Source organism: Desulforamulus reducens MI-1, from assembly GCF_000016165.1.
In the GTDB taxonomy this organism is placed as follows: Bacteria; Bacillota; Desulfotomaculia; order Desulfotomaculales; family Desulfotomaculaceae; genus Desulfotomaculum; species Desulfotomaculum reducens.
Genome location: NC_009253.1, coordinates 1,834,570 through 1,856,928, shown reverse-complemented (window position 1 = coordinate 1,856,928; position 22,359 = coordinate 1,834,570). Strand labels below are relative to the sequence as shown.

Below are 22,359 nucleotides of genomic sequence, written 5' to 3'. Positions count from 1 at the left end.
AGGTTTAATTTAAATAGAAAAACCCGGGCAAAGTTACTTATAATTTGCCCGGGTCAATTTAAAAATACACTATTTAAGGGGTATGCCAGAATTGGATTATTGTAACTCAGCTAAGAATTTTTCAATCCTATCTAAGCCCTCTTTTATATTTTCCATGGATGTTGCATAGGATAGGCGAATATTATCATCACAACCAAAGGCAATTCCAGGAACTGCTGCCACTTGGACTTCCTCTAACCAAAGGTTGGCCAAATCAGTGGCATTGTTTACTAGCTTTCCTTGATAACTCTTACCAAAATACGCACTTACATTGGGATAAAGGTAGAAGGCGCCATTTGGTTTGGGACAGGTGATACCAGGCAGCGCAGACACCCGTTCCAACATATAATTACGACGTTTCTCAAACTCTTCAACCATAGCATACACAGCATCCTGGGGCCCATTAAGTGCAGCCACACTGGCAGCCTGAGCTATGGAAGTGGGGTTCGAAGTTGAATGCGATTGTAAATCACTGATGGCTTTAGCCACCGGTGCCGGAGCAGCAACATAACCAATTCGCCAGCCAGTCATGGCGTAGGCCTTGGATACCCCATTGACAATAATCGTACTTTCCTTTAATTCAGGGCTGATGGAGGCAATGCTCACATGCCCCATACCATCATAGAGTAGTTTTTCATATATCTCATCGGAAATAACCGTAATCTGATGTTTAAGTATTACTTCTCCTAAAGCCGCCAGTTCTTCCCGAGTATAAACAGAACCAGTGGGGTTGCTGGGGCTGTTCAATAAGAGAACCCTCGTGCGAGGAGTTATGGCCTGTTCCAATTCTTGTGGTGTTAACTTAAAATCATTATCCTGCCGAGCCTGTACAATAACCGCTTGGGCCCCAGACAACTTAATTTGTTCGATGTAACTAACCCAGTAGGGAGCAGGTAAAATCACTTCATCCCCAGGCTCGCATAGGACTTGAAAGGCATTATATAGCGAATGTTTTGCACCTACGGATACAGCTATCTGGTTTGTCTGGTATTCTAGGCCGTTTTCCCCGAGAAACTTGTCTACAATGGCTTGTTTTAGTTTCAGTGTTCCTCCCGCAGGTGTATAACGGGTTTCGCCAGCCTTAATGGCCTCTATACCAGCTTCTTTTATGTTTTCCGGTGTGTCAAAATCCGGTTCGCCAACACCAAAACTTATCACTTTAATGCCATTTGCTTTCATTTGTTTGGCTTTGCTGTCAATGGCCAGGGTAGGTGAAGGGCTAATTCCCAAAGCTCGTTGTGACAATTTCATATTATTCTCTCCCACTTTTCAATTTTAATTTGGCAAATCTATTTTTAAAATTCAACCTTGCCAATATTATTTTTCATACGTTCTAGCGCTTCAGCAATACGTTCCTTGGGTATTGTAATGGATATACGGAAATATCCTTCTCCCTGTTCCCCGTAACCATTGCCAGGTGTTATGACTACACCGGCCCTTTCGATAACATACTCTGCAAAGGAGGCCGAAGTAAATCCTTTAGGAACCGGCGCCCAAATGTAAAAAGTCGCTTTGGGTTTTTCTAGACTCCAGCCCATGGCATTTAGCCCATCCACAACAATGTCCCTACGCTCACGGTATATTTCATTATTGGTCGCCACAATTTCCTGGGGGCCGTTTAATCCAGCCATAGCAGCGTATTGAATTGCCTGAAACTGACCTGAGTCAATATTGGTTTTAAACCGGCCCAAAGCCTCTATTACCGCCGGGTTACCCACAGCCCACCCAATGCGCCAACCAGTCATATTGTAGGCTTTGGAAACAGAACTAAACTCTATGCCCACTTCTTTGGCCCCGGGAATCTCTAGAAAGGAAAGGGGCTTATAACCTTCGTAAGAAACCTCCGAGTAGGCATTATCATGACAAACCAAGATTTCATATTTTCTGGCAAATGCGATTACCTCTATGTAAAAGGCCTCGTCAGCAACAGCACCGGTAGGATTATTTGGATAATTGATAAACATCATTTTGGCCTTTCTGGCAACATCCTCCGGAATGGCGTTGAGGTCTGGCAAAAATCCCTTATCCGCCGTCAGGGGCATGTAATAAGGTTCAGCGCCGGCCAAAATGGCACCACCGCTGTAAACGGGATAACCCGGATCTGGTACCAGCACAACATCACCAGGATCTAAATAACACCAGGATATATGGGCAATCCCTTCTTTGGAACCAATCAAAGAAACAACTTCTGTTTTAGGATCTAGCTCTACCCCAAAACGCCTTGCATAAAAATCCGCCACAGATTTACGATAGGAAAGCATTCCCACCGAGGATGGATATTGGTGGTTTTCAGCAACATACAGTTGCTTTTCTGCATCCTTAATTATATGTTCCGGCGTGGGCATATCAGGGTCACCGATACCTAGACTAATGACATCAACACCCTCTTCTTTTTTTTGAGCAATCACCTGTTCAATTCTAGCAAAAAGGTAGGGTGGTAAATTTTTAATTCTCCTCGCTTCTTTAAAGCGCACAATAACGCCTCCTTCAAAGTTGCAGTTCGTGCAAAGTATAACAATTTAAGCCAATGTATTTCAACGCCGGGACGGGTTGTATACTGTATATTCACCGCTAAAGACTTCCGTGGCTGGTCCAGTCATATAAATTCTTCCGTTCTCTGCCCATTCAATCATAAGGGAGCCACCAGGCAAATGCACAGTGACCATTCTTTCTGTAAACCCATTTAATACCCCTGCCACTGCCACCGCACAAGCTCCGGTTCCGCAAGCCATGGTGGGGCCTGCCCCCCGCTCCCAAACGACCATGCGAACTTCGTTAGGACCTAAGACTTGAACAAACTCCACATTGGTTTTTTTGGGAAAGGCCGGATGTACTTCTATCTGAGGCCCAACTTGGGTCAGAGAAATATCCTCCAGATCAGGCACAAATATGATACAATGGGGATTTCCCATTGAGACAGCCGTCACCAAGTATACCTTACCGTTTACAGCTAGTTCTTCACCAATAACCTGCCCCGGCGGGCCAATCATTGGAATCTCAGCCCTTTCTACCCTAGGTTCCCCCATATCCACCCTGACAGCTTTTACACTGCCTTCTTGTTGAATAATTTGGGGCACTATGATGCCCGCCAATGTTTCAACTTTAATTTCATCCTTTTTTATTATGCCATGATCATACAAGTACTTAGCTACACACCGAATGGCATTACCGCACATTTCTGCTTCACTACCATCGGAGTTTACTATTTTCATCCTTACATCTGCTACTCCGGAGTCATATAGCAGCACCAGCCCATCTGCACCTATGCCAAACTTGCGATCACAGACTTCTTTGGCCAGTGTGCTGCAGTCATCCGTAAACCCCTGACCAGTCCCTGCATTTACCAAGATAAAATCGTTTCCTAAACCATGCACTTTGGTAAAGTACAAGTTTTTTTACCTCCTTGAAATCATCTTTGTTTAACTATTTTTGTAGTATATCCATATGAACGCTAAATTTCTACTAAATCCTATATATTTCCTTCTTATTATTAAAATGTACATTGTATATCGTTTTGGCAGGTATTTAGATGTCCTGTTTGCAATGAGTTATTTGAATCTTTATATGGACTGCGCATGGATATGTTGATAGAATATAAATAATATGGTTGAAAATATTGGCAATTTTTAACTTATTATCGGGGAGGAACATTAAAATGGCCAATTGTTGGGATTATCTAAATTGTCCAGAAGATAGAAAATTAGCTTGTCCTGCCTTCACACAGAGCCAGGGCATAAATTGTTGGAAAGTCCCGGGAACCCTTTGCACCGGTGAGGTTCAAGGAACAGTGGCAGAAAAAATCCCTTTCTGCAGAAAATGTGATTTTTTTGAAGCTAAGATTTCCAATAATGCATTTCCCATTAAAAGAAAACTTTTTACTGGCTTTGGGCTACTTATTACTTTACTGCTACTTGTAGGGGGCTTGTCCTACAACAATATGCACAAAATAATGACAAACTACGATCAATTAATTGATCAACGAGTTCTTGTTATCAATCAGACCAATGAATCCCTGATTCTTCTGCAAAAATCAGCCCTAGATCTAAGAAACTATCTGATAACCGGGGATATGGACTATTTGGAACAACACAACAGCAAAATGTCTGAAACCAATGCTTCTTTAGCCAAGCTTCGATCCATTCTGAAAACCCAAAAGGGTAAAGAATTCTATAATCAATATAATCGGCAGGTTTCAATCTATAAGGCCTATGCAGGAAACTTAATTAATATTCGTCAAGCCACTTCTCAGGATCAAATTATCAATGGAGACGCAAAGGAATTTAACACCTTAAAAAGTATCCAAATGCAGACCTTAGCGGATAAAGGAACCATCGGCAATACGGTAACTGCTGGGCAAAATTTAATAGCATATGTTAATAGCTTAGTAACAATCGAACATAACCGTGTTAAGGAAGCAGTCAAAGACTTAATTACTCTTATTACCGTGATTATTATATTTTCCCTATTGAGCAGCCTCATTGTTGCTTATTATGCATCAAACATCATCGCTAAACCCATTGTTCTTTTGGAACAAAGTGTAGCTAAAATTGCCGAGGGAGATCTGACCGGAGAAGAAATTAACATCAAAAACCGCGATGAAGTGGGCAAGCTGGGTACAGCCTTCAACCAAATGTCCATCGCCCTGAAGGATCTGGTGCTCCATATATCAGAAAAGGCTGGAACAGTTTCTGCAGCCAGCCAAGAATTAACCTCTAGCACCCAACAGTGTTCAGCATCAGCTAACGAAGCTGCTACTACCTTGACAGAACTGGCAGCAACTGTAGAAAAAGTAACTCAAAACACTGCAATGGTACATACAGCCTCCGAGATGGCAAATCAATCTGCGGATCACGGCCATCAGGAACTCAATCAAATTGAACATCAAATGCAATCCATCAAAGATTCTACCGAAAAAGTAGCCGGGGTTATTAATGAACTAAATCACACCTCCGGTCGCATTACACAGATTGTAGAAATGATCACTCAAATTGCCGAACAAACAAACCTTTTGGCATTAAACGCTGCCATTGAAGCAGCCCGGGCCGGTGAGCAGGGACGAGGTTTTGCAGTGGTGGCTGAGGAGGTTAGGAAGTTAGCTGAGGAAAGTGCCACCGCAGCCAAAGAGATTAAGGATTTAATTTTTTCCATACAGACCGAGTCCAGTAATGCTGTCAATACCATGGCTACGGAAATGGATGAAGTTGATAAAGGAACCAAAATTGTCAAGCAAGTTGCCAGTTCATTCCAAAAAATACTTTCCTCCATTCAAGAATTAAATAGCCAAATACAAGACGTTGCGTCATCCACCCATCAAATTTCTTCCGGTGTGCAAAACATTGCCGGTTCGGCCGAAGAGCAAACAGCCATTATGGAAGAACTGGCCGCTTCCAGTGAAACCCTTTCAAATATGGCCGAGGAATTAAGAGAAACAGCTGCCCGTTTTAAAGTATAGGTGTTAAAGAAAACTTGGCTTACGCCATACCCTATAGGGCACGAGAGCCTTTAGGCGACGGCGTAAGCCTTAGTTGCCCTTATGAAATCGGAAAGTTTTATACTTTCTGATTTCATAAGAAAAACCCGGAATGTTCCCCGGGTTTTTCTTATGCTTTGATATACATGATTTTTTCCTTTGCTCTGTCCTTTATGGCCTTACCGAGGGAACTAAGCACCTGGGGTACCAAGGCAATACTTAAAACAACGACCCAATGCTTAAGTTCAAGTGGGGTGATGTGAAAAATGGGTTGCAAGAAACTGATATAGTTAACCGAAAGTTGCAGACAAGCCGACGTTATCACCGCCAAAACTAAATGAGGATTTCCAAACATACCAATTTCTGCAACAGAGTGTCTTTCCGATCGGCAAGAAAACACAAAAAATAGTTGAAAGAAAACCAGGGTATTAAAGGCCATGGTTCTTGCCAGTTCCACTTGACCCATCATCAAACCTACGGCAAAGGCTATCAAAGTACCCAGTGCAAAGATAGTGCCGGTGCTCATAATTCTCCACCCTAGCCCTTGGGAGAAAACACTTTCCTGAGGATCCCTGGGGCGTCGATACATAATATCCTTCTCCGGCGGATCCACCCCCAATGCCATGGCCGGTAATCCATCGGTCACCAAATTCATCCAAAGAATTTGAATGGGTAATAACGGTAACGGCATGCCCATCAACACAGCTAAAAACATCGTTAATACCTCTCCCACGTTGCAAGAAAGCAAATAACGGATAAACTTCCGAATGTTATCGTAGATCGCCCTTCCCTCTTCAATGGCTGCTGCAATGGTACTGAAGTTATCATCGGCCAACACCATTGCTGAGGCTTCCTTCGTTACATCTGTGCCGGCTTTTCCCATGGCTACACCAATGTCTGCTTCTTTTACTGCTGGGGCATCATTGACTCCGTCACCGGTCATAGCCACCACATGCCCATTGCACTTTAATGCCCTGACAATACGTAATTTATGTTTTGGTGTAACCCTTGCATATACCGAAGTGAGTTCTGCTTGGGCTTGCAGTTCATCATCATCGAGCCGATCCAATTGAGCACCGGTTAATACCTTGGCATTCCTGGCTAGGAGACCTAATTCTTTCGCCACCGCTTGGGCAGTTAATTGATGGTCACCGGTAATCATGACTGTATGAATGCCTGCACGACGGCAAGCTTGAATGGACTGAATGGCCGAGGGTCTGGGCGGATCAATCATCCCCGCTAATCCCAGCAGAATCAATTGTTGTTCCACTTGATCTTCATTTAAGTCGTCCTCGGCAGTAACAGTCCCCAAATTCCGATAGGCTAGGGCCAGAACCCGCAATGCGTTATTGGCCATCTCAGAATTTTTCTTTAGAATTTCCTGCTTTGTATGATCACTTAAAGGAATCACCCTACCATCCCGTTGGATATGGGTACATAAATCCAGCATCACATCCGGGGCACCCTTTGCATAGGCAGTTAAATTGCCTTTAGTATCCTGATATATAACTGACATGCGTTTACGAATACTATCAAAGGGAAATTCCATTATTCGCTGTTCATCACTTTCCAGGTCCTTTCGCCAGATCTTACCCTTGGCGGCCATAACCATTAAGGCCCCTTCGGTAGGGTCCCCTGCAACTCCCCATACTCGGGAAAGATTGCCTTTATTTAAATTTCTAAAAATACCACCGACCGTAATTTCACCTTTGGTTAATTTAGCATTGTTACAAAGGGCAGCGCATTTTAACAACAAAGAGAATTCTGGACCCTTAGGACCATCAAAGCGGAACTCTCCCTTCGGATCATATCCCTCTCCGCTAACTCTAACCTTAGTGTTCCCTACCAACACCTCCCGAACTGTCATTTGGTTTTCTGTCAGTGTACCTGTTTTATCACTGCAAATAACTGTGGCACAGCCCAAGGTTTCCACTGCAGGCAATCGTCGAATGATGGCATTTCTTTTAATCATTCTTTGCACCCCTATGGCCAATGCAATGGTTACAATGGCCGGCAACCCCTCAGGAATCGCTGCCACAGCAAGGCTTACCCCTGCTAAAAACATTTGATAAACTGGCTCTCCCCGCATAACGCCAAGCACCACAACCAGGGCGCAGATTAAAAGGCAAAAGACAACTAGGGCTTTACCCAGTTGATCTAACCTTCTTTGCAAGGGTGTTTGTTCTTCTGCCGCCTCTTGAATCATCTTTGTTATATGACCCATTTCAGTAAACATCCCTGTGGCTACAACGATGCCCTTACCTTTACCACGGACAACCACCGTTCCCATGTAGGCCATGTTATGGGTGTCACCTAAACTAACTTCACTTTGGTCGGCCATATTTTCCACCCTTTTCTTTACAGGGTTGGATTCACCGGTAAGAGCAGATTCTTCAACTCCTAAATTGGCTACAGACAGTAGCCTAAGGTCTGCCGGAACCTTATCGCCCGTGTCCAATAAAACAATATCACCGGGAACCAGATCAGAGGCCGGAATTTTCCTTTCAATACCATCACGAATTATCAAAGCCTCCGGTGCTGTTAGAGCCTTTAGTGCTTCCATTGATTTTTCCGCTCGAAACTCCTGCACAAAACCAAGGATTGCATTGACAACAACAATTATCATAATGGTCACTGCATCGGCCCATTCTCCTAACATGCCTGACACAAAGGTCGCTGCAATCAGGACTAAAACCATAAAGTCTTTAAATTGATCCAAAAGCATTTTCCATGGTGATTTTTTTTTAGAGCTGGTTAACTTATTAGGACCAATTTTCTCCAACCTTTCTCTGGCCTGTTGCTCGTCCAATCCTTTTTCGGGACAGCTTCCCAGTTTGTCTATGACCTCCTGTCTCCCCATTTCAAACCAACGCGTAGTCATTGTGTCTCCCCTCCAAAATACAGGTTTGTCCTTGTATTAATTTTAAATTTATTCAGCCTGTCCTGAAAAAAGACCCATTATTTAGGTAACGCTGATTTTGATTTTATTCTCCTATGGAATATAGGATGACATCGTTCATAGGGTTCGTTAAAATAAGAGGAGTGGAAGGAGAAGATACAAAATGGCATTTGATGGTTTGGTCATGGCCGCTGTGGCCCAAGAGCTGACAAGTGGATTAGTGGGAGGTCGGGTTGAGAAAATCCAACAACCCACTACCCATGAACTTATACTGGTTATTCATACCCGAGAAAAGGGTAAACAAAGGCTCCTTATCTCTGCAGATGCTCGGGATGCCCGCATTCATTTTACCCAAGCCTCCCATGTAAATCCCCTATCTCCGCCGATCTTTTGTATGGTGCTGCGCAAACACCTTGAAGGCGGTCGCATTCGTTCTGTGGAACAGATTGGTTTAGAACGAATTTTGCAATTTACCGTAGATTCCCGCGACGAACTGGGCCGTCCCGGAGAAAAGCATTTAATCTGCGAGGTCATGGGAAAACATAGTAATATACTACTGGTGGATCCCACAACTAACACTATTTTGGATGGCATTCATCGTTACTCCCATGCCGTTTCCCGTTATCGGGAAGTTTTACCGAATCGTCCTTACCTGTCGCCTCCGGAGCAAAGCAAATTCGATCCCCGTAAGCTAACGGAGGATCAATTTAGAGAGATCTTGATGTCCGGGGATATTGACCTCAAGGTTACAGATATTTTTTTACAGAGAATTGCCGGTGTGGGGCCCTTAACCTGTCGGGAGTTGGTGTTCAGGGCAGGGTTGGCAGTTGACTATAGATTAGAACACTGTGGCGATTATGAATTAACTCAACTGTGGCAACAAATTCAATACCTTGGTGAGCTACTTGAAAAGGGGTACTTTCAACCCACACTACTTTTGGACCGCCGCGAATTACCAGTGGATTTTTCTGCCATTGATCTATCACATCTAAAGTTTTTCAAAAAAGAAACAGGCAGTATCAGTCATGTTTTGGATGGCTACTATAGAAAAATTATCGAACTCAGACAATTGGAGTCCTTCCGCCATTCTCTTTTACAGACAGTCCGCAAGGAAATCGGTCGCTTAAAAAAGAAGATATCACTCTATCAGAAATCCCTCGCCTCCGCCGAAAAAGCTGATGAGTATCGTATCTTTGGGGAGTTATTGACAGCAAATCTGTATCAAATTGACCAGGGAAAAGAGGCCAGGGTGCAAAACTTTTATGATCCAGCGGGAACAGAAACAATCATCGCAATGGATTCGTCGTTAACCCCCTCCCAAAATGCCCAGGAATACTTTAGAAAATATTTGAAGGCTAAAAATACCCGGAATGCAGTGACCCAACAATTGGAGCAGGCAGAATCCGAGCTGAACTATCTTGATGCAGTGGATACGGCCCTTTCCCAAGCAATGTATCAGGAGGATCTAAAGGAAATACGTAGTGAATTAGAAGAGCAAGCCTACCTTAAGCCTAAAATACAACAGGTTAAAAATCGCTCTCAAAAAGAAAAACTTCGTCCCCAACCCATGTCTTTTCTATCTTCCGAGGGCTTTACCATTTTGGTAGGTAAAAATAATAAACAAAATGATTACCTATCCTTACGTCTGGCCAGCGAGGACGACATTTGGTTGCATACTAAAGATATTCCAGGCTCTCACGTCATCATTCGTAATCCTGCGGGAGAAGTGCCAAATCAAACTTTACTAGAAGCAGCCACCCTCGCTGCTTGGTTTAGTAAATCAAGACAATCCGGGAAGGTGCCGGTTGATTTCACTCTGCGGCGGCATGTACGCAAACCCAAGGGTGCCAAACCGGGGATGGTTATATACGATAACCAACAAACCCTCTATGTCGCGCCCAGCGAGGAACTGGTGGACCAATTGGCTGCAAAAAAAGATTAAGAGCTCATGCCAACCGAAATACCTTACAGTGATAAATCATAAAAACAAGGACTTAAGAAAGGAAACTATATCCATCAGCCGGGGCTTCTCCATTTTAGCAGGAGCCCCGCTTATGATTAAAGGAACCAATGAATCTTCCCGATACAGGGAGCCATGGCTTCCCCTGCCCGGCCACCTTGGTGCCCCTTCTCCATGAATGATAAAGCCAGGTTTAGCAGTGACTGCAAAATCCCCAGCATGGGGATTATCTAAACATTGAGCAATGCGTTCCAAAGCATTGGGGTAATCACCATACTGGATAGATTCTCCATCCAGTTTTAAATCCAACGCGCCCTTCTCCCCTTTGACTTGCCATTGATTGCCATAGCAATCGTGATGGCCGGTTCCCATAGAGAAGGAAAGCTTTCCTCGGTCTGTGGCAACATGATACCAACCGTCAGCTTTCCAGACAATTTGATCTATCTTCTTTTCCTTTAACAAGCAAGCAACAATATTTTCCTTCATACCCCGTTGATACCGTAATAGATAAATATAGGCCATGCGTTCATTGGAACATATTACAATATCCTTATCATGGGTAAAATCTTCACCCGCCCTGAGCTGGGAGTACAACCCAAGTATTTCCGGCACATTAGCCAAAGCCTTTTTTCCCGGTATTAGGGCAGATTGCGCATGATCTCCGACAATAATAAATACCCTCTCTGCCAGTGCTTTGTCCCAGTTACCAAAACAGTTAAGGATACTTCCCAGATGTTTATCCAGCCTTGTCAAGCAGGGTTCGCAACAATCAGGATCTTTGGCATGGGCAATGCTGTCGGTATCCGGCAGATAAACGCTTAGTAAATCCGGACTGTTTTGTTGCCCTAGGAACCATTGGGTTGCTTTTACAGCAAACTTGTCATTTATGCCAAATTTTCTCCAATAACGAAACTCTTTGATACTCTGACGCAAGTCTCCCGGGGGCTGATGGGTACGCCCTAAGGAAAGACCCTTTGGGCCATAGATTGTCATATCCTCCAGTTGAAATAGTGTAATAAGCTTTAATATAAACGGGATATGGGCGATATATTCTTTGTTTCCTCTATAGATAAGGGGGTTAACCGCTGCAGTATAATATCCCTTTGACTCTAAATTCTCATAAATCGTTTGTATTTGCCATCCCAATTGCTTGTGATTCAGATTATAAACAAAATCCTGTACTGTTTGTATAATGCCGTTCTTTATAAAAGATAGCCAAGTAGACCCGTAATCAACAATTCTCCTTTCACCCCGATGGTACCATACCATCCCTGGAATTCTATGTTCTGTCGGCGATACCCCGGTAGCCAGTGTACTGGTGCAAGTCGGAGTTGCGGTGGGAAAGGCAGAAATGCAAGCCTTGTGTAATGAACCCTTTTGAATTAAATATGAAAGGGTCGGCAGCTTCCCCTGTGCCATACAATGTTCCAATGCCCTAGGATGAAAGGAATCCACCACCAGATAGATGACCTTCTTTCTGTTCTCGGGCATGGTAACACCTCCAAAAAATTAAAAACCCTCCTATAGTTTGCACCATGAGGAGGAGTTTTATCGGTTCCAATACTAGGTTATTTGTCGACTGCCGGGTTTTACAGCCGGTAGTCCTTGGTCGCATAGGGGACAGTTGTCCGGGTCGTAGGTTTCCACCGAAACCGTTAATAGGGCCTCAGTTCTTACACCAAGGTTGGCCTTGCCATTGCTGCGGTCAACCAGCACTCCTACTCCTACAACTTCACCACCCAAACTTTTAACCACCTCAATAACTTCCGCCACAGATCCCCCGGTGGTGATAACATCTTCCACTACCAATACCTTTTCTCCAGGCTGCAGGGAAAAACTGCGTCTAAGGGACATCTTGCCGTTTTCTCTTTCCGTAAACAAACTGCGTACACCCAGGGACCTAGCCACTTCATAGGAAACTAGAATACCACCCATAGCTGGACCAATAACTGTCTGAACACCCTGGTTCTCGAAACGATTTGCCAGTTCTTGGCAGAGTTTCTGGGTGTATTGCGGATGCTGCAGCACCTGAGCACATTGAAAATATCGATTGCTATGTTTACCGGAAGTTAAACGAAAATGGCCGGACAACATAGCCCCGGTTTTTGTAAAAATATCTATTATCTCTTCTCTATTCATGTCAACAGACACCTCATTTTCTTGTTGCTCTAAATTCTCCCAGGGCATCCCATAATATGAATGCCACCCCAATACATATGGCCGTATCGGCCAAATTAAAAATAGGCCAAATTCTAAAATCAAGAAAATCAATAACCTTAGCAAATCGAATACGATCCACCAAGTTGCCCAGGGCCCCTCCTGCCACCATGCCAAGGGCCCATTGATAAAGTACACCGGCTTGGCTTATCCAACGGTAGCCAAGGACCATAGCACCTAACACTGCCAAGGTAATTCCGATAAATATCCAGGTTTTGCCGGCCAACATACCAAAGGCTGCTCCGGGATTCTGAATGTAGGTTAAATGGAAAACTTCTGGCCATACAGGTATGGTCTGTCCCTCGGCCATTTTGTTCATAACCATATACTTAGTGTACAAATCAATAAAGACGGTACCCATCAGGACGACTAAAAAGCGAACCATATTTAAAGTACCTCTGTTATTTCTGACAATATTCTTTGGGCAGCCGCAGCCGGGTCCTTGTCGCCAGTAATGGGCCTACCCACAACCAGGTAGGATGTCCCCTGTTGAATTGCCTTAGCCGGTGTCATGATTCTTTTTTGGTCACCGCTCACGGACCAGGACGGCCGGATGCCCGGTGTAATAATTTTAAAAGCCGTCCCACAAGCTTCCCGTATGATTTGTATTTCCCGGGGCGATGCTACTACGCCGTCCAAGCCTGCTTTCTGAGTCATAACCGCCCATTTTTTTACTTTATCCTGAATGGTGCCAGGCATTCCCAACTCCTGCTCAAAGATCCTTTGGTCAATGCTGGTCAGTACAGTGACTGAAATTATCATGGGGGCCGGGATTCCTAAGGAGTAAGCTCTTTGCCTAACTGCATTGGCAGCCGCCTGCATCATATCCACTCCTCCGGCAGCATGGACATTGATGATGTCCGCTCCCAGCCCTGCCAGGACCCTTGCTGCTTGTCCAACGGTATTGGGAATATCGTGGAGCTTTAAGTCCAAAAACACCTTTGCCCCTTGATCCTTGATTATACGAATGATCTCCGGCCCATGGCTATAGAATAACTGCATACCCACTTTAAAGAATGCCGCATAGGGAGTGAGTTTCTTGGTTAGAGTTACTGCTTCTTCTGCTGTATCAACATCCAGAGCTACTATTAATTTTTCTCTGGCCGTTTGCTCTTTATGATTCATAAAACCTCCAAAAGAGAAAGTTTTCTTAGGGAATTTACAAATGCGCTGCTCCCACTAGCTCGTTTATATCGCCTATGCCGTTTTCCATTAAGTATTTTTCCATACCCTGGATAATTTCTTTAGTTGCATAGGGGTTAACAAAATTAGCCGTTCCCACAGACACCGCTTGGGCACCGGCAAGGATAAATTCCAGTGCGTCTGTAGCATTCATGATGCCGCCCATACCTATGATTGGAATATGAACAGCCTTGTACACTTGCCAGACCGCCCGCAGGGCCACTGGTTTTACAGCCGGACCTGACAAACCACCCATAGTATTCCCCAACACGGGTTTTCTCTTACGGACATCGATGGCCATACCCAACAAAGTATTGATAACCGATAGCCCATCTGCCCCTGCCCCTTCCACTGCCCGGGCAATTTCAGCAATATCTGTAACATTGGGGGATAACTTAACAATCACCGGCAATGCAGTAGAATTTTTCACCACCTTTGTTACTTCTGCAGCTGTGCGGAAATCTCCACCAAAGGCCATGCCGCCCTTCTTTACGTTGGGACAGGATATATTGACCTCAAGGGCCGCAATTCCATCTGCTTCATCTAATCGGGCAGCCAACTGACCATATTCTTCTGCTGTATTACCAGAAATATTAACAATTACGTTGGTTTGTAGTTTCTTAAAAAACGGAACATAATGTTCAAGCAGATAATCCACCCCAGAATTTTGTAGACCAATGGAATTTAGTATACCAGAAGGAGTTTCTACTAACCTTGGGGTGGGGTTTCCCTCCCTAGGTTCTAGGGTTGTTCCCTTTACTACAATGGCTCCTAATTGATTAAGATCCACATAGGGGGAATATTCCTGTCCATACCCAAAGGTGCCGGAGGCCGTGGTAACAGGATTGATCATGTCCAATTGGCCAATTTTAACTGCTAAATTTAGTTTCATTCCCAAACCACCTGCCAAGATGGAAATACGGGTCCTTCGAAACAAGCTCTTTTATTGCTTATTTGACCATGATGAGAAATTTTTACGGCACAGGATAGGCATGCTCCAACACCGCAGCCCATCCGCTCTTCCAGTGAAACTTCTCCCGGCACATCTGCTTCTGCTAACATGGTAGATATTTCTTTCATCATAATGCCAGGTCCACAGACATAGGTCATGGCTGTTTTACGCCAATCCATATGTCTCTTCATTAATTCCGGCACGGTTCCCTTAAAGCCTAGGGAACCATCATCTGTGGCTATGACCACCTCTGCCTCCATTTGTATAAATTGTCCATCACAGAGAATGCTTCTTTTATCCCTGGCACCTAGATAAACCGTAACCTGGCATTTTATATTGGCAAGTTCCTGTACTAAAAAGACCAGCGGGGCTGCGCCAATACCGCCAGCCGCCACAGCTACCTTCGAACCTGGGAGCGGCAAGGTAAATCCTCTTCCCAAAGGACCCATCATGTTAACCCTGTCCCCGGGTTTTTGTTGGGATAATATCTCCGTTCCTTTGCCCACAACCCTAAATAGTAGAGCCAGGACGCCCTTGGGACGACTTACCATATGGATGGATATGGGCCTACGCAACAATGGATCGTTGGTTTCACCGCAACGTACATGCACAAATTGGCCCGGCACTGCCAGCCGGGCAATATCCGGAGCATCAAACTCCATATAATAGGTATTCGGTGCTACCATATATACCGCAAGAACCTTTGCGTCAAAAACTTTCGACATCGATTCCCCTCCATTCATATTTGAAATCTGTCTTAAGTTTACTCTTTTTTCGCCAAAATTGGCAAGGATTTCTCTATTTGTTCATGTAATTCTGGAGAGGAATTAAATCTGGCACTTCACCTTCCTGTATTCCGTAAAGCACTTCCAACATGGCCCAGGCAGTGTCCATGGAGGTTAAACATGGAATACCATGTTCCACTGCAGATCTTCGGATCTTAAAACCATCCCTCTGGGGTTCCTTCCCTCGACTAATGGTATTAATTACCAGGTTGATGCTGCCTGCTTTAATTAGATCAACAATGGTTTCTCCGCCTTCGCCTACCTTATTGACCTCTTTAACCTCAATGCTATGTTGTTGCAGAAATGCCGCCGTACCCTTGGTGGCGCACACTGTATATCCCAACTCCACCAGTCCTTGAATTACTGCTAGGGATTCTTCTTTATCACGGTCCGCAATGGTGGCAAGAACTGTTCCCTGTTTTGGAAAGCTTGTTCCTGCGGCCATTAAAGCTTTATATAAGGCCACCGAGAAGTGACGATCCACCCCCAGCACCTCGCCGGTAGACTTCATTTCAGGGCCCAGGGATACATCTACATTTAACAGTTTGCCAAAGGAGAACACAGGTGCTTTTACAGCCACCAGACCTGTTTCCGGCAGCAGACCTCCTGGATAACCCATTTCTGCCAAGGTTTTACCCATTGCACATTTGGTAGCAAGGTTCACCATGGGAACACCCGTTACTTTGCTTAGGTAGGGTACAGTACGGCTGGAGCGGGGGTTTACCTCAATGACATAGATCTGTCCTTCGTGGAGAACATACTGGATGTTCACCAACCCCTTAACGCCCAAGGCCCGGGCTAAACGCTCTGTATAACTTACCATTTGTTCAATCTGGGTAGGTGTTAGGGTTTGGGCTGGATAAACCGAGATACTGTCACCGGAATGAACGCCTGCCCGTTCTATATGCTCCATAATTCCTGGAATCAACACGGTTTTGCCATCAGAAATGGCATCCACCTCAAATTCCTTGCCCACCATATAGTGATCCACCAAAACCGGGTGATCCGGGGTTACCTTTACAGCCCTTTCCATATAGGCATGAAGTTCTTCTTGGGAATAGACAATCTCCATGGCCCGTCCTCCCAGTACATAGGAGGGTCGTACCAGTACCGGGAATCCGATTTCCCCGGCAATGGCGGTTGCCTCTTGCAGGGAATAGGCAGTCCTTCCCGGCGGTTTTGGTATATCTAAGTCTACCAACAGTTTATCAAAGCGCTCCCTATCTTCGGCAATATCTATGGCATCCACAGAAGTTCCCAAAATTTGATAACCTGCTTTTTCCAGAGGTTTTGCCAGATTGATGGCAGTCTGTCCACCAAATTGGACAATAACTCCCAGGGGATTTTCTTTTTCCAAAATGTTCATCACATCTTCTGCTACCAGAGGTTCAAAATATAGTCGGTCGGAAGTGTCAAAATCTGTGCTCACCGTCTCCGGGTTATTGTTAATTGTTATGGCTTCGATGCCCTCTTCTTTTAAGGCCCACACGGAATGAACCGAACAATAGTCAAACTCAATGCCCTGGCCAATCCGAATGGGACCGGAACCCAAAACAACTATTTTATTTCTATTGGTGGGCTGGGCTTCATTCTCGGTTTCGTAACAAGAGTAGTAATAGGGTGTTGCGGCCTCAAACTCAGCAGCACAGGTGTCTACCATTTTGTAGACCGGCTCAAGGCCAAAGCTCTGCCTTAATCCCCTTACCTGGGCCTCCGTCATTCCCGCCAGCCAACCAATGTATTGATCCGATAACCCCATTCTTTTTGCAATCAACAAGGTATCTTTACCCAGTTTTGTTTTACCCTCAGCCGCAAGCTGCTTTTCAAAGGCCAGGGCATGATAAATCTTTTCCAGGAAGAAAACATCAATGGAAGTTAATTCAGCAACCCGCTGAACGCTACCACCCCGTCGAAAATACTCTACAATGGCAAACAGCCGTTGATCTTCGGCCTTTATTAACTTTGCTATCAGCTCTGGTTCTGATAAACCCGCTAATTCTGGCAATTGCAAACCGTGGATTCCCACTTCCAACGAACGGATGGCCTTCATTAAGGCAGCCTCAAAGGTTCTGTCTATGGACATGACTTCACCAGTGGCCTTCATTTGTGTACCTAGGGTACGGTCGGCATCGGTAAATTTGTCAAAGGGCCAGCGGGGAAACTTTAGCACCACATAGTCTAGGGTGGGTTCAAAACAAGCATAGGTTTTCCCTGTTACCGAATTACGAATTTCGTCCAGTGTCAAACCAATGGCAATTTTACTGGCCACCTTGGCAATGGGATAACCCGTTGCTTTGGAAGCCAGTGCCGAGGAGCGGGAGACCCGGGGATTCACTTCTATTACATAATATTGGTAACTATGTGGGTCCAATGCAAACTGCACATTGCAACCACCTTCTATGCCAAGGGAACGTATGATCTTTAATGATGCACTGCGAAGCATCTGGTACTCTCGGTCACTGAGGGTCTGAGAGGGTGCCACCACAATGCTATCACCGGTGTGAACACCCACTGGATCAAAATTCTCCATATTACAAACTGTAATACAATTATCAGCACTGTCCCGTATTACTTCATACTCAATTTCTTTCCAACCAGCCACACTGCGTTCAACTAAAATCTGTCCAATTAAACTATGTTTTAAGCCCCGAATGGCAACCGCCTTGAGTTCTTCCTGGTTTTTGGCTATCCCGCCGCCGGTACCACCCAGCGTATAGGCTGGACGCACAATGACCGGATATCCAATGTCATCAGCAAACTCCACTGCTTCCCAAACCGAACAAACAATGGTGCTTTCCGGAACCGGTTCAGCAATTTGTTCCATCATGAGTTTAAACATTTCCCTGTCTTCAGCCTTACGGATGGCATCCAAGGGAGTTCCCAGTAAAAGAACTTCCTCTTCATCCAAAACTCCCTGCTCGGCCAGTTGCAATGCGATGTTTAGGCCAACCTGTCCCCCCAGAGTTGGTAATAAACCGTCCGGTTTTTCTTGCCGTATGACACGGGTGACAAACTCCGGTGTTAAAGGTTCAATAAATACTTTATCAGCCATATTGGCATCGGTCATAATGGTGGCTGGATTAGAGTTAACCAGTATTACTTCCAGTCCCTCTTCTTTTAATGAACGGCAGGCTTGAGTTCCCGCATAATCAAATTCAGCTGCCTGGCCAATGACGATGGGGCCAGAACCTATTACCAAAACTTTTTTAATCCCCTGCTTTTTGGGCATGGATTACCCTCCCTCATACTGCTGTATATTTTTTCATGTTGTCGAGAAAATTTTCAAACAAATACTCAGAGTCCATCGGTCCGGGTGCAGCCTCGGGGTGGTACTGCACAGAGAAAACCGGCAGATTCAAATGGCGCATACCCTCCACTGTATTGTCATTCAAATTAATATGGGTTACTTCCATATCTGTTGGCAGGGAATCCTTAGCCACCGCATAACCGTGATTTTGCGATGTTATATAGACACGACCGCTTTCTAAATCCTTAACAGGATGATTGGCACCCCTATGTCCGAACTTTAATTTATATGTTTTTGCTCCCACAGCTAATCCTAATATCTGATGGCCCAAACATATACCAAAAATAGGTACTTTGCCAATGAGATCTCGAACTATCTCAACTGCATAGGGAACATCGGTGGGATCTCCCGGTCCATTGGAGAGCATAATGCCCTCTGGATTTAAAGCCAAGATATCCTTTGCTGTTGTGGTAGGTGGTACCACAATGACTTCGCATTTTCTGTTGTTCAGGCACCGAACAATATTAGCCTTGGCCCCGAAATCAATCAAAAGCACCCTGTGTCCGTCGCCCGGCACAGTATAGATCTCTTTGGTGGCCACTGTAGGTACTAGCTCCTGTCCAGATATTTGTGGACAGTTTTTTGCCCTTGCCACAAGTTCTTGGGGATCCATGGCCTGGGTACTGATAATTCCCCGCATGGTTCCGTGGTTTCGTATACGCCTGGTGAGAGCTCTGGTGTCAATGCCAGCTATCCCCAGAACACCCTCTCTGGCCAAGAATTCTTGTATTTTGTTGCTAACCCGCCAGTTGCTGGGACGGTCGCACTCTTCTTTAACCACAAAACCTCTTACAAAGGAACTCTTCGCTTCAAAATCGTCTTTATTGATACCGTAATTGCCAATCAGAGGATAGGTCATCACCACGATTTGTCCGCAGTAGGATGGATCTGTTAAAACTTCTTGATAACCGGTCATGCCGGTATTAAATACTACTTCACCCCACTGCTCCCCGGTGGCTCCAAATCCTTTGCCTGTAAAAACAGTTCCATCTTCTAAAACTAAATAAGCTTCCATTATGCCAGACACCTCCGTCATATAGTTTAATAATGTATAATTATACACCATATTGCATGTTTATCTAGTACCTTTATTCTAGGAGTTGTCTATCTCGCATAACTAATAGTCCATCTTTCATTGTTAATACCGGCAGGCCTGTTAATTTCCAGCGGCCAAAGGGAGTATTCTTGCTCTTGCTGAGTAGCTTTGTTGGGTCAACCACTTCGCTTAGCTTGGGGTCAATGATTGTTATATTAGCTGGTGTTCCCGGCAGCAAGCGTCCTCCCGAAAGACCTAAAACTCTGTGGGGATTGCAGGTGAGTTTTGCCACAGCCTGGGGAACCGTCAGAATACCTGGTTGAACCAATTGAGTAAAGATTAAGCCCACTGCCGTTTCCAACCCGATCATACCATTGGGGGCATATTGAAATTCTACATCCTTTTCGTGGTAAGCATGGGGCGCGTGGTCTGTGGCGATCACATCTATGGTACCATCACGCAGTCCTTCCTTAATTGCTTCTACATCTGTTTGTCTGCGTAAGGGGGGATTCACCTTGGCATTTGTGCTATACCCTTGGACAGCCTCTTCGGTCAGAGTAAAATGATGGGGCGTTGCTTCAGCCGTTACCGGCACTCCCCTTTCTTTGGCCTGTCGTACCAACCTTACGCTGCCCTCGGTACTGATATGGGCCAAGTGAAGCCTACACCCTGTGTATTCCGACAGCAGGATATCCCTAGCTACCATAATCTCCTCGGCCAGTGATGGAATGCCTTTCAGACCCAACATTGCTGAAACTGCACCCTCGTGCATTTGGCCTCCCTCAGACAGTTTGTTATCCTCACAATGGGAGATTACTGTCATTTCCAGCATAGAGGCGTATTGCATAACCCTAAGCATAATATCAGCATTCATCACTGGCATGCCGTCATCAGAAAGAGCCACCGCACCGGCACCCTTTAAATCAGCCATCTCAGTTAGTTCCTTGCCCAGGGATCCCTTGGTTAAAGCACCAATGGGAAAAACCCTGGCAGCCGCATTACGTGCTTTAGCTAAAACATGGCTTATAATAGCTGCATTGTCTGCCACAGGATTGGTATTTGGCATACAGGCCACTGAAGTGAAGCCTCCCATGGCTGCAGCTCTAGTCCCACTAACGATGTCTTCTTTATATTCGTAACCTGGCTCCCGCAAATGAACGTGCATATCCATGAAGCCAGGACAAACATAGTTTCCCTCCGCAGCAATCACTTCTGCCTCTGAATCACTTAATTGGCCGATTTCTTTAATCATTCCCTCTTCCACTAAAATATCTGTGCAGGTTAAGGTATCTGCCACCGGATCCACCACGATGCCACCTTTAATTAGATAACGCATGATATTCACCCCCTGTTAACAGATATAACAGCGCCATACGCACCGCCACTCCGTTTGTTACTTGCTCATTTATGAACGAGCGATTCCCATAGGCCACTTGATGTTCGATTTCAACTCCCCGATTCATGGGTCCCGGGTGTAGAATGATGGCATCAGAAGCCGTTAATTCAAGTCTCTTTTGGTTAATTCCATAGAGCCTGCTGTATTCCCGAAGGGAGGGGAAAAGCCCCTGCTGTTGCCTTTCTAACTGGATGCGCAGTACGTTAACTACATCGGCCCCTTCCAGGGCATCCTCCAGGCGGTGATAAACCTTAACGCCCATTTTCTCTATGTCCTTGGGCATCAAGGTAATGGGTCCCACCACCCTTACCTCAGCCCCCATTTTTGTTAAACCCCAAATATTGGACCTAGCCACTCGGCTGTGCAGGATATCTCCTACAATGACTACCTTTAGTCCGGCCATGCTGCCTTTCTTTTCCCTGATGGTAAACATATCCAGTAATGCCTGGGTTGGATGCTCGTGAGTGCCATCCCCAGCGTTGATCACAGCCGCCGGAATACACTTAGCAAGGTATTCTGCAGCACCACTGGCAGGATGCCGCATAACCACCACATCAACACCCATGGCTGTCAAAGTTAGTCCTGTATCTCGCAGGCTCTCTCCCTTAGCCACAGAACTGCTGGAAGCAGTTAACCCCACCGTGTCAGCACTAAGAAATTTACCTGCTAAATCAAAGGAGGATCTGGTCCTTGTGCTATTCTCATAAAACAGGGTCACCATGCTCCTACCCCGCAGAGTAGGGGTCTTTTTAATTTTACGACCGATGATTTCTTTCATTGGGACTGCTGTATCAAGAATTAAATTGATTTCTTCCGGTGTCAAATACCTCAGGCCCAGTAAATCCTTTCTTTGCCAAAACATATTCTCAGCCCCCCTAAAAACAACAAATTGGCCCTTTGTTAAAATTACATGCAATTGCTTTAGTTATTCTCTCAGATATAGTTTTTTCCAGGACAACCCGTTCCTAACAATACAAAAGCCTCAACTAGATACATATACCTAGTTGAGGCCGGCAAAATTGGCTTAATCCCCGTTGGGTTTTCTTAGCCTGATTCCCCTCTCTGGGGATAATAAACCTTGCCGGCCTCTCTGGACCGTATTTAAAGGTACCTATC

Annotated in this window: 17 protein-coding genes; 3 read left to right on the top strand and 14 right to left on the bottom strand. The window is 45.1% G+C overall.

Features of this window, described 5'->3' with window-relative positions; all coding sequences use genetic code 11:
* Nucleotides 1-96: 96 nt before the first annotated feature.
* The 3 genes from DRED_RS09095 to dapF are packed head-to-tail and all read right to left on the bottom strand — an operon-like array spanning nt 97 to nt 3,428.
* Nucleotides 97-1,290 (bottom strand): pyridoxal phosphate-dependent aminotransferase, encoded by a 1,194-nt coding sequence (locus DRED_RS09095; protein ID WP_011878038.1) that lies wholly within the window; start codon nt 1,288-1,290, stop codon nt 97-99.
* Between the two features lie 44 nt (nt 1,291-1,334).
* Nucleotides 1,335-2,513 (bottom strand): LL-diaminopimelate aminotransferase, encoded by a 1,179-nt coding sequence (locus tag DRED_RS09090; protein WP_011878037.1) that lies wholly within the window; start codon nt 2,511-2,513, stop codon nt 1,335-1,337.
* A gap of 60 nt (nt 2,514-2,573) precedes the next feature.
* Nucleotides 2,574-3,428, bottom strand: coding sequence for a diaminopimelate epimerase (dapF, locus tag DRED_RS09085; RefSeq protein WP_011878036.1), 855 nt, complete (start codon nt 3,426-3,428; stop codon nt 2,574-2,576).
* A 117-nt stretch (nt 3,429-3,545) separates the two neighbouring features.
* Between dapF and DRED_RS19770 the strand changes: the two genes are divergently transcribed.
* Both DRED_RS19770 and DRED_RS09080 read left to right on the top strand, forming a co-directional pair.
* A complete protein-coding gene (locus DRED_RS19770) occupies nt 3,546-3,641 on the top strand; it encodes a C2H2-type zinc finger protein (protein ID WP_156779744.1) in 96 nt (31 codons plus the stop codon).
* Between the two features lie 53 nt (nt 3,642-3,694).
* The gene (locus DRED_RS09080; RefSeq protein WP_011878035.1) at nt 3,695-5,491 is read left to right on the top strand and encodes a methyl-accepting chemotaxis protein; all 1,797 of its coding nucleotides are present in this window, start codon (nt 3,695-3,697) and stop codon (nt 5,489-5,491) included.
* 148 nt (nt 5,492-5,639) lie between these two features.
* On the opposite strand, the gene DRED_RS09075 is transcribed toward DRED_RS09080, so the two are convergent.
* Nucleotides 5,640-8,390: a calcium-translocating P-type ATPase, SERCA-type gene (locus DRED_RS09075; protein ID WP_011878034.1), complete on the bottom strand. Its 2,751-nt coding sequence runs from the start codon at nt 8,388-8,390 to the stop codon at nt 5,640-5,642.
* 181 nt (nt 8,391-8,571) lie between these two features.
* Here DRED_RS09075 and DRED_RS09070 point away from each other — a divergent pair, with 181 nt between their 5' ends.
* Entirely contained in the window at nt 8,572-10,350 is a 1,779-nt protein-coding gene (locus DRED_RS09070; protein ID WP_011878033.1) for an Rqc2 family fibronectin-binding protein, read from the top strand.
* A 36-nt stretch (nt 10,351-10,386) separates the two neighbouring features.
* Here the strand turns inward: DRED_RS09070 and DRED_RS09065 are convergent, their stop codons facing one another.
* From DRED_RS09065 to DRED_RS09020, 10 genes are all read right to left on the bottom strand, one after another.
* A complete protein-coding gene (locus DRED_RS09065) occupies nt 10,387-11,859 on the bottom strand; it encodes an alkaline phosphatase family protein (RefSeq protein WP_011878032.1) in 1,473 nt (490 codons plus the stop codon).
* A 72-nt stretch (nt 11,860-11,931) separates the two neighbouring features.
* Complete coding sequence (pyrE, locus tag DRED_RS09060; protein ID WP_011878031.1) at nt 11,932-12,507, bottom strand: orotate phosphoribosyltransferase; 576 nt, start codon at nt 12,505-12,507, stop codon at nt 11,932-11,934.
* Nucleotides 12,508-12,520: 13 nt separating this feature from the next.
* The gene (gene lspA, locus DRED_RS09055) at nt 12,521-12,970 is read right to left on the bottom strand and encodes a signal peptidase II (RefSeq protein ID WP_011878030.1); all 450 of its coding nucleotides are present in this window, start codon (nt 12,968-12,970) and stop codon (nt 12,521-12,523) included.
* A 2-nt stretch (nt 12,971-12,972) separates the two neighbouring features.
* Nucleotides 12,973-13,710: an orotidine-5'-phosphate decarboxylase gene (gene pyrF, locus DRED_RS09050; protein WP_011878029.1), complete on the bottom strand. Its 738-nt coding sequence runs from the start codon at nt 13,708-13,710 to the stop codon at nt 12,973-12,975.
* Between the two features lie 34 nt (nt 13,711-13,744).
* Nucleotides 13,745-14,659 carry a dihydroorotate dehydrogenase gene (locus DRED_RS09045; protein WP_011878028.1) on the bottom strand — a complete coding sequence of 305 codons (915 nt, stop codon included), beginning with the start codon at nt 14,657-14,659 and terminating at the stop codon, nt 13,745-13,747.
* On the bottom strand, nt 14,656-15,444 hold the full coding sequence (locus tag DRED_RS09040) for a dihydroorotate dehydrogenase electron transfer subunit (RefSeq protein WP_011878027.1): 789 nt from the start codon (nt 15,442-15,444) through the stop codon (nt 14,656-14,658). Before DRED_RS09040 ends, DRED_RS09045 begins: the two co-directional genes overlap by 4 nt.
* A 73-nt stretch (nt 15,445-15,517) precedes the next feature.
* Complete coding sequence (gene carB, locus DRED_RS09035) at nt 15,518-18,733, bottom strand: carbamoyl-phosphate synthase large subunit (protein WP_011878026.1); 3,216 nt, start codon at nt 18,731-18,733, stop codon at nt 15,518-15,520.
* A gap of 13 nt (nt 18,734-18,746) precedes the next feature.
* Nucleotides 18,747-19,826, bottom strand: coding sequence for a glutamine-hydrolyzing carbamoyl-phosphate synthase small subunit (carA, locus tag DRED_RS09030; RefSeq protein WP_011878025.1), 1,080 nt, complete (start codon nt 19,824-19,826; stop codon nt 18,747-18,749).
* 73 nt (nt 19,827-19,899) lie between these two features.
* The gene (locus DRED_RS09025) at nt 19,900-21,183 is read right to left on the bottom strand and encodes a dihydroorotase (protein WP_011878024.1); all 1,284 of its coding nucleotides are present in this window, start codon (nt 21,181-21,183) and stop codon (nt 19,900-19,902) included.
* Nucleotides 21,167-22,105 carry an aspartate carbamoyltransferase catalytic subunit gene (locus DRED_RS09020; protein ID WP_011878023.1) on the bottom strand — a complete coding sequence of 313 codons (939 nt, stop codon included), beginning with the start codon at nt 22,103-22,105 and terminating at the stop codon, nt 21,167-21,169. Before DRED_RS09020 ends, DRED_RS09025 begins: the two co-directional genes overlap by 17 nt.
* Nucleotides 22,106-22,359: the final 254 nt, after the last annotated feature.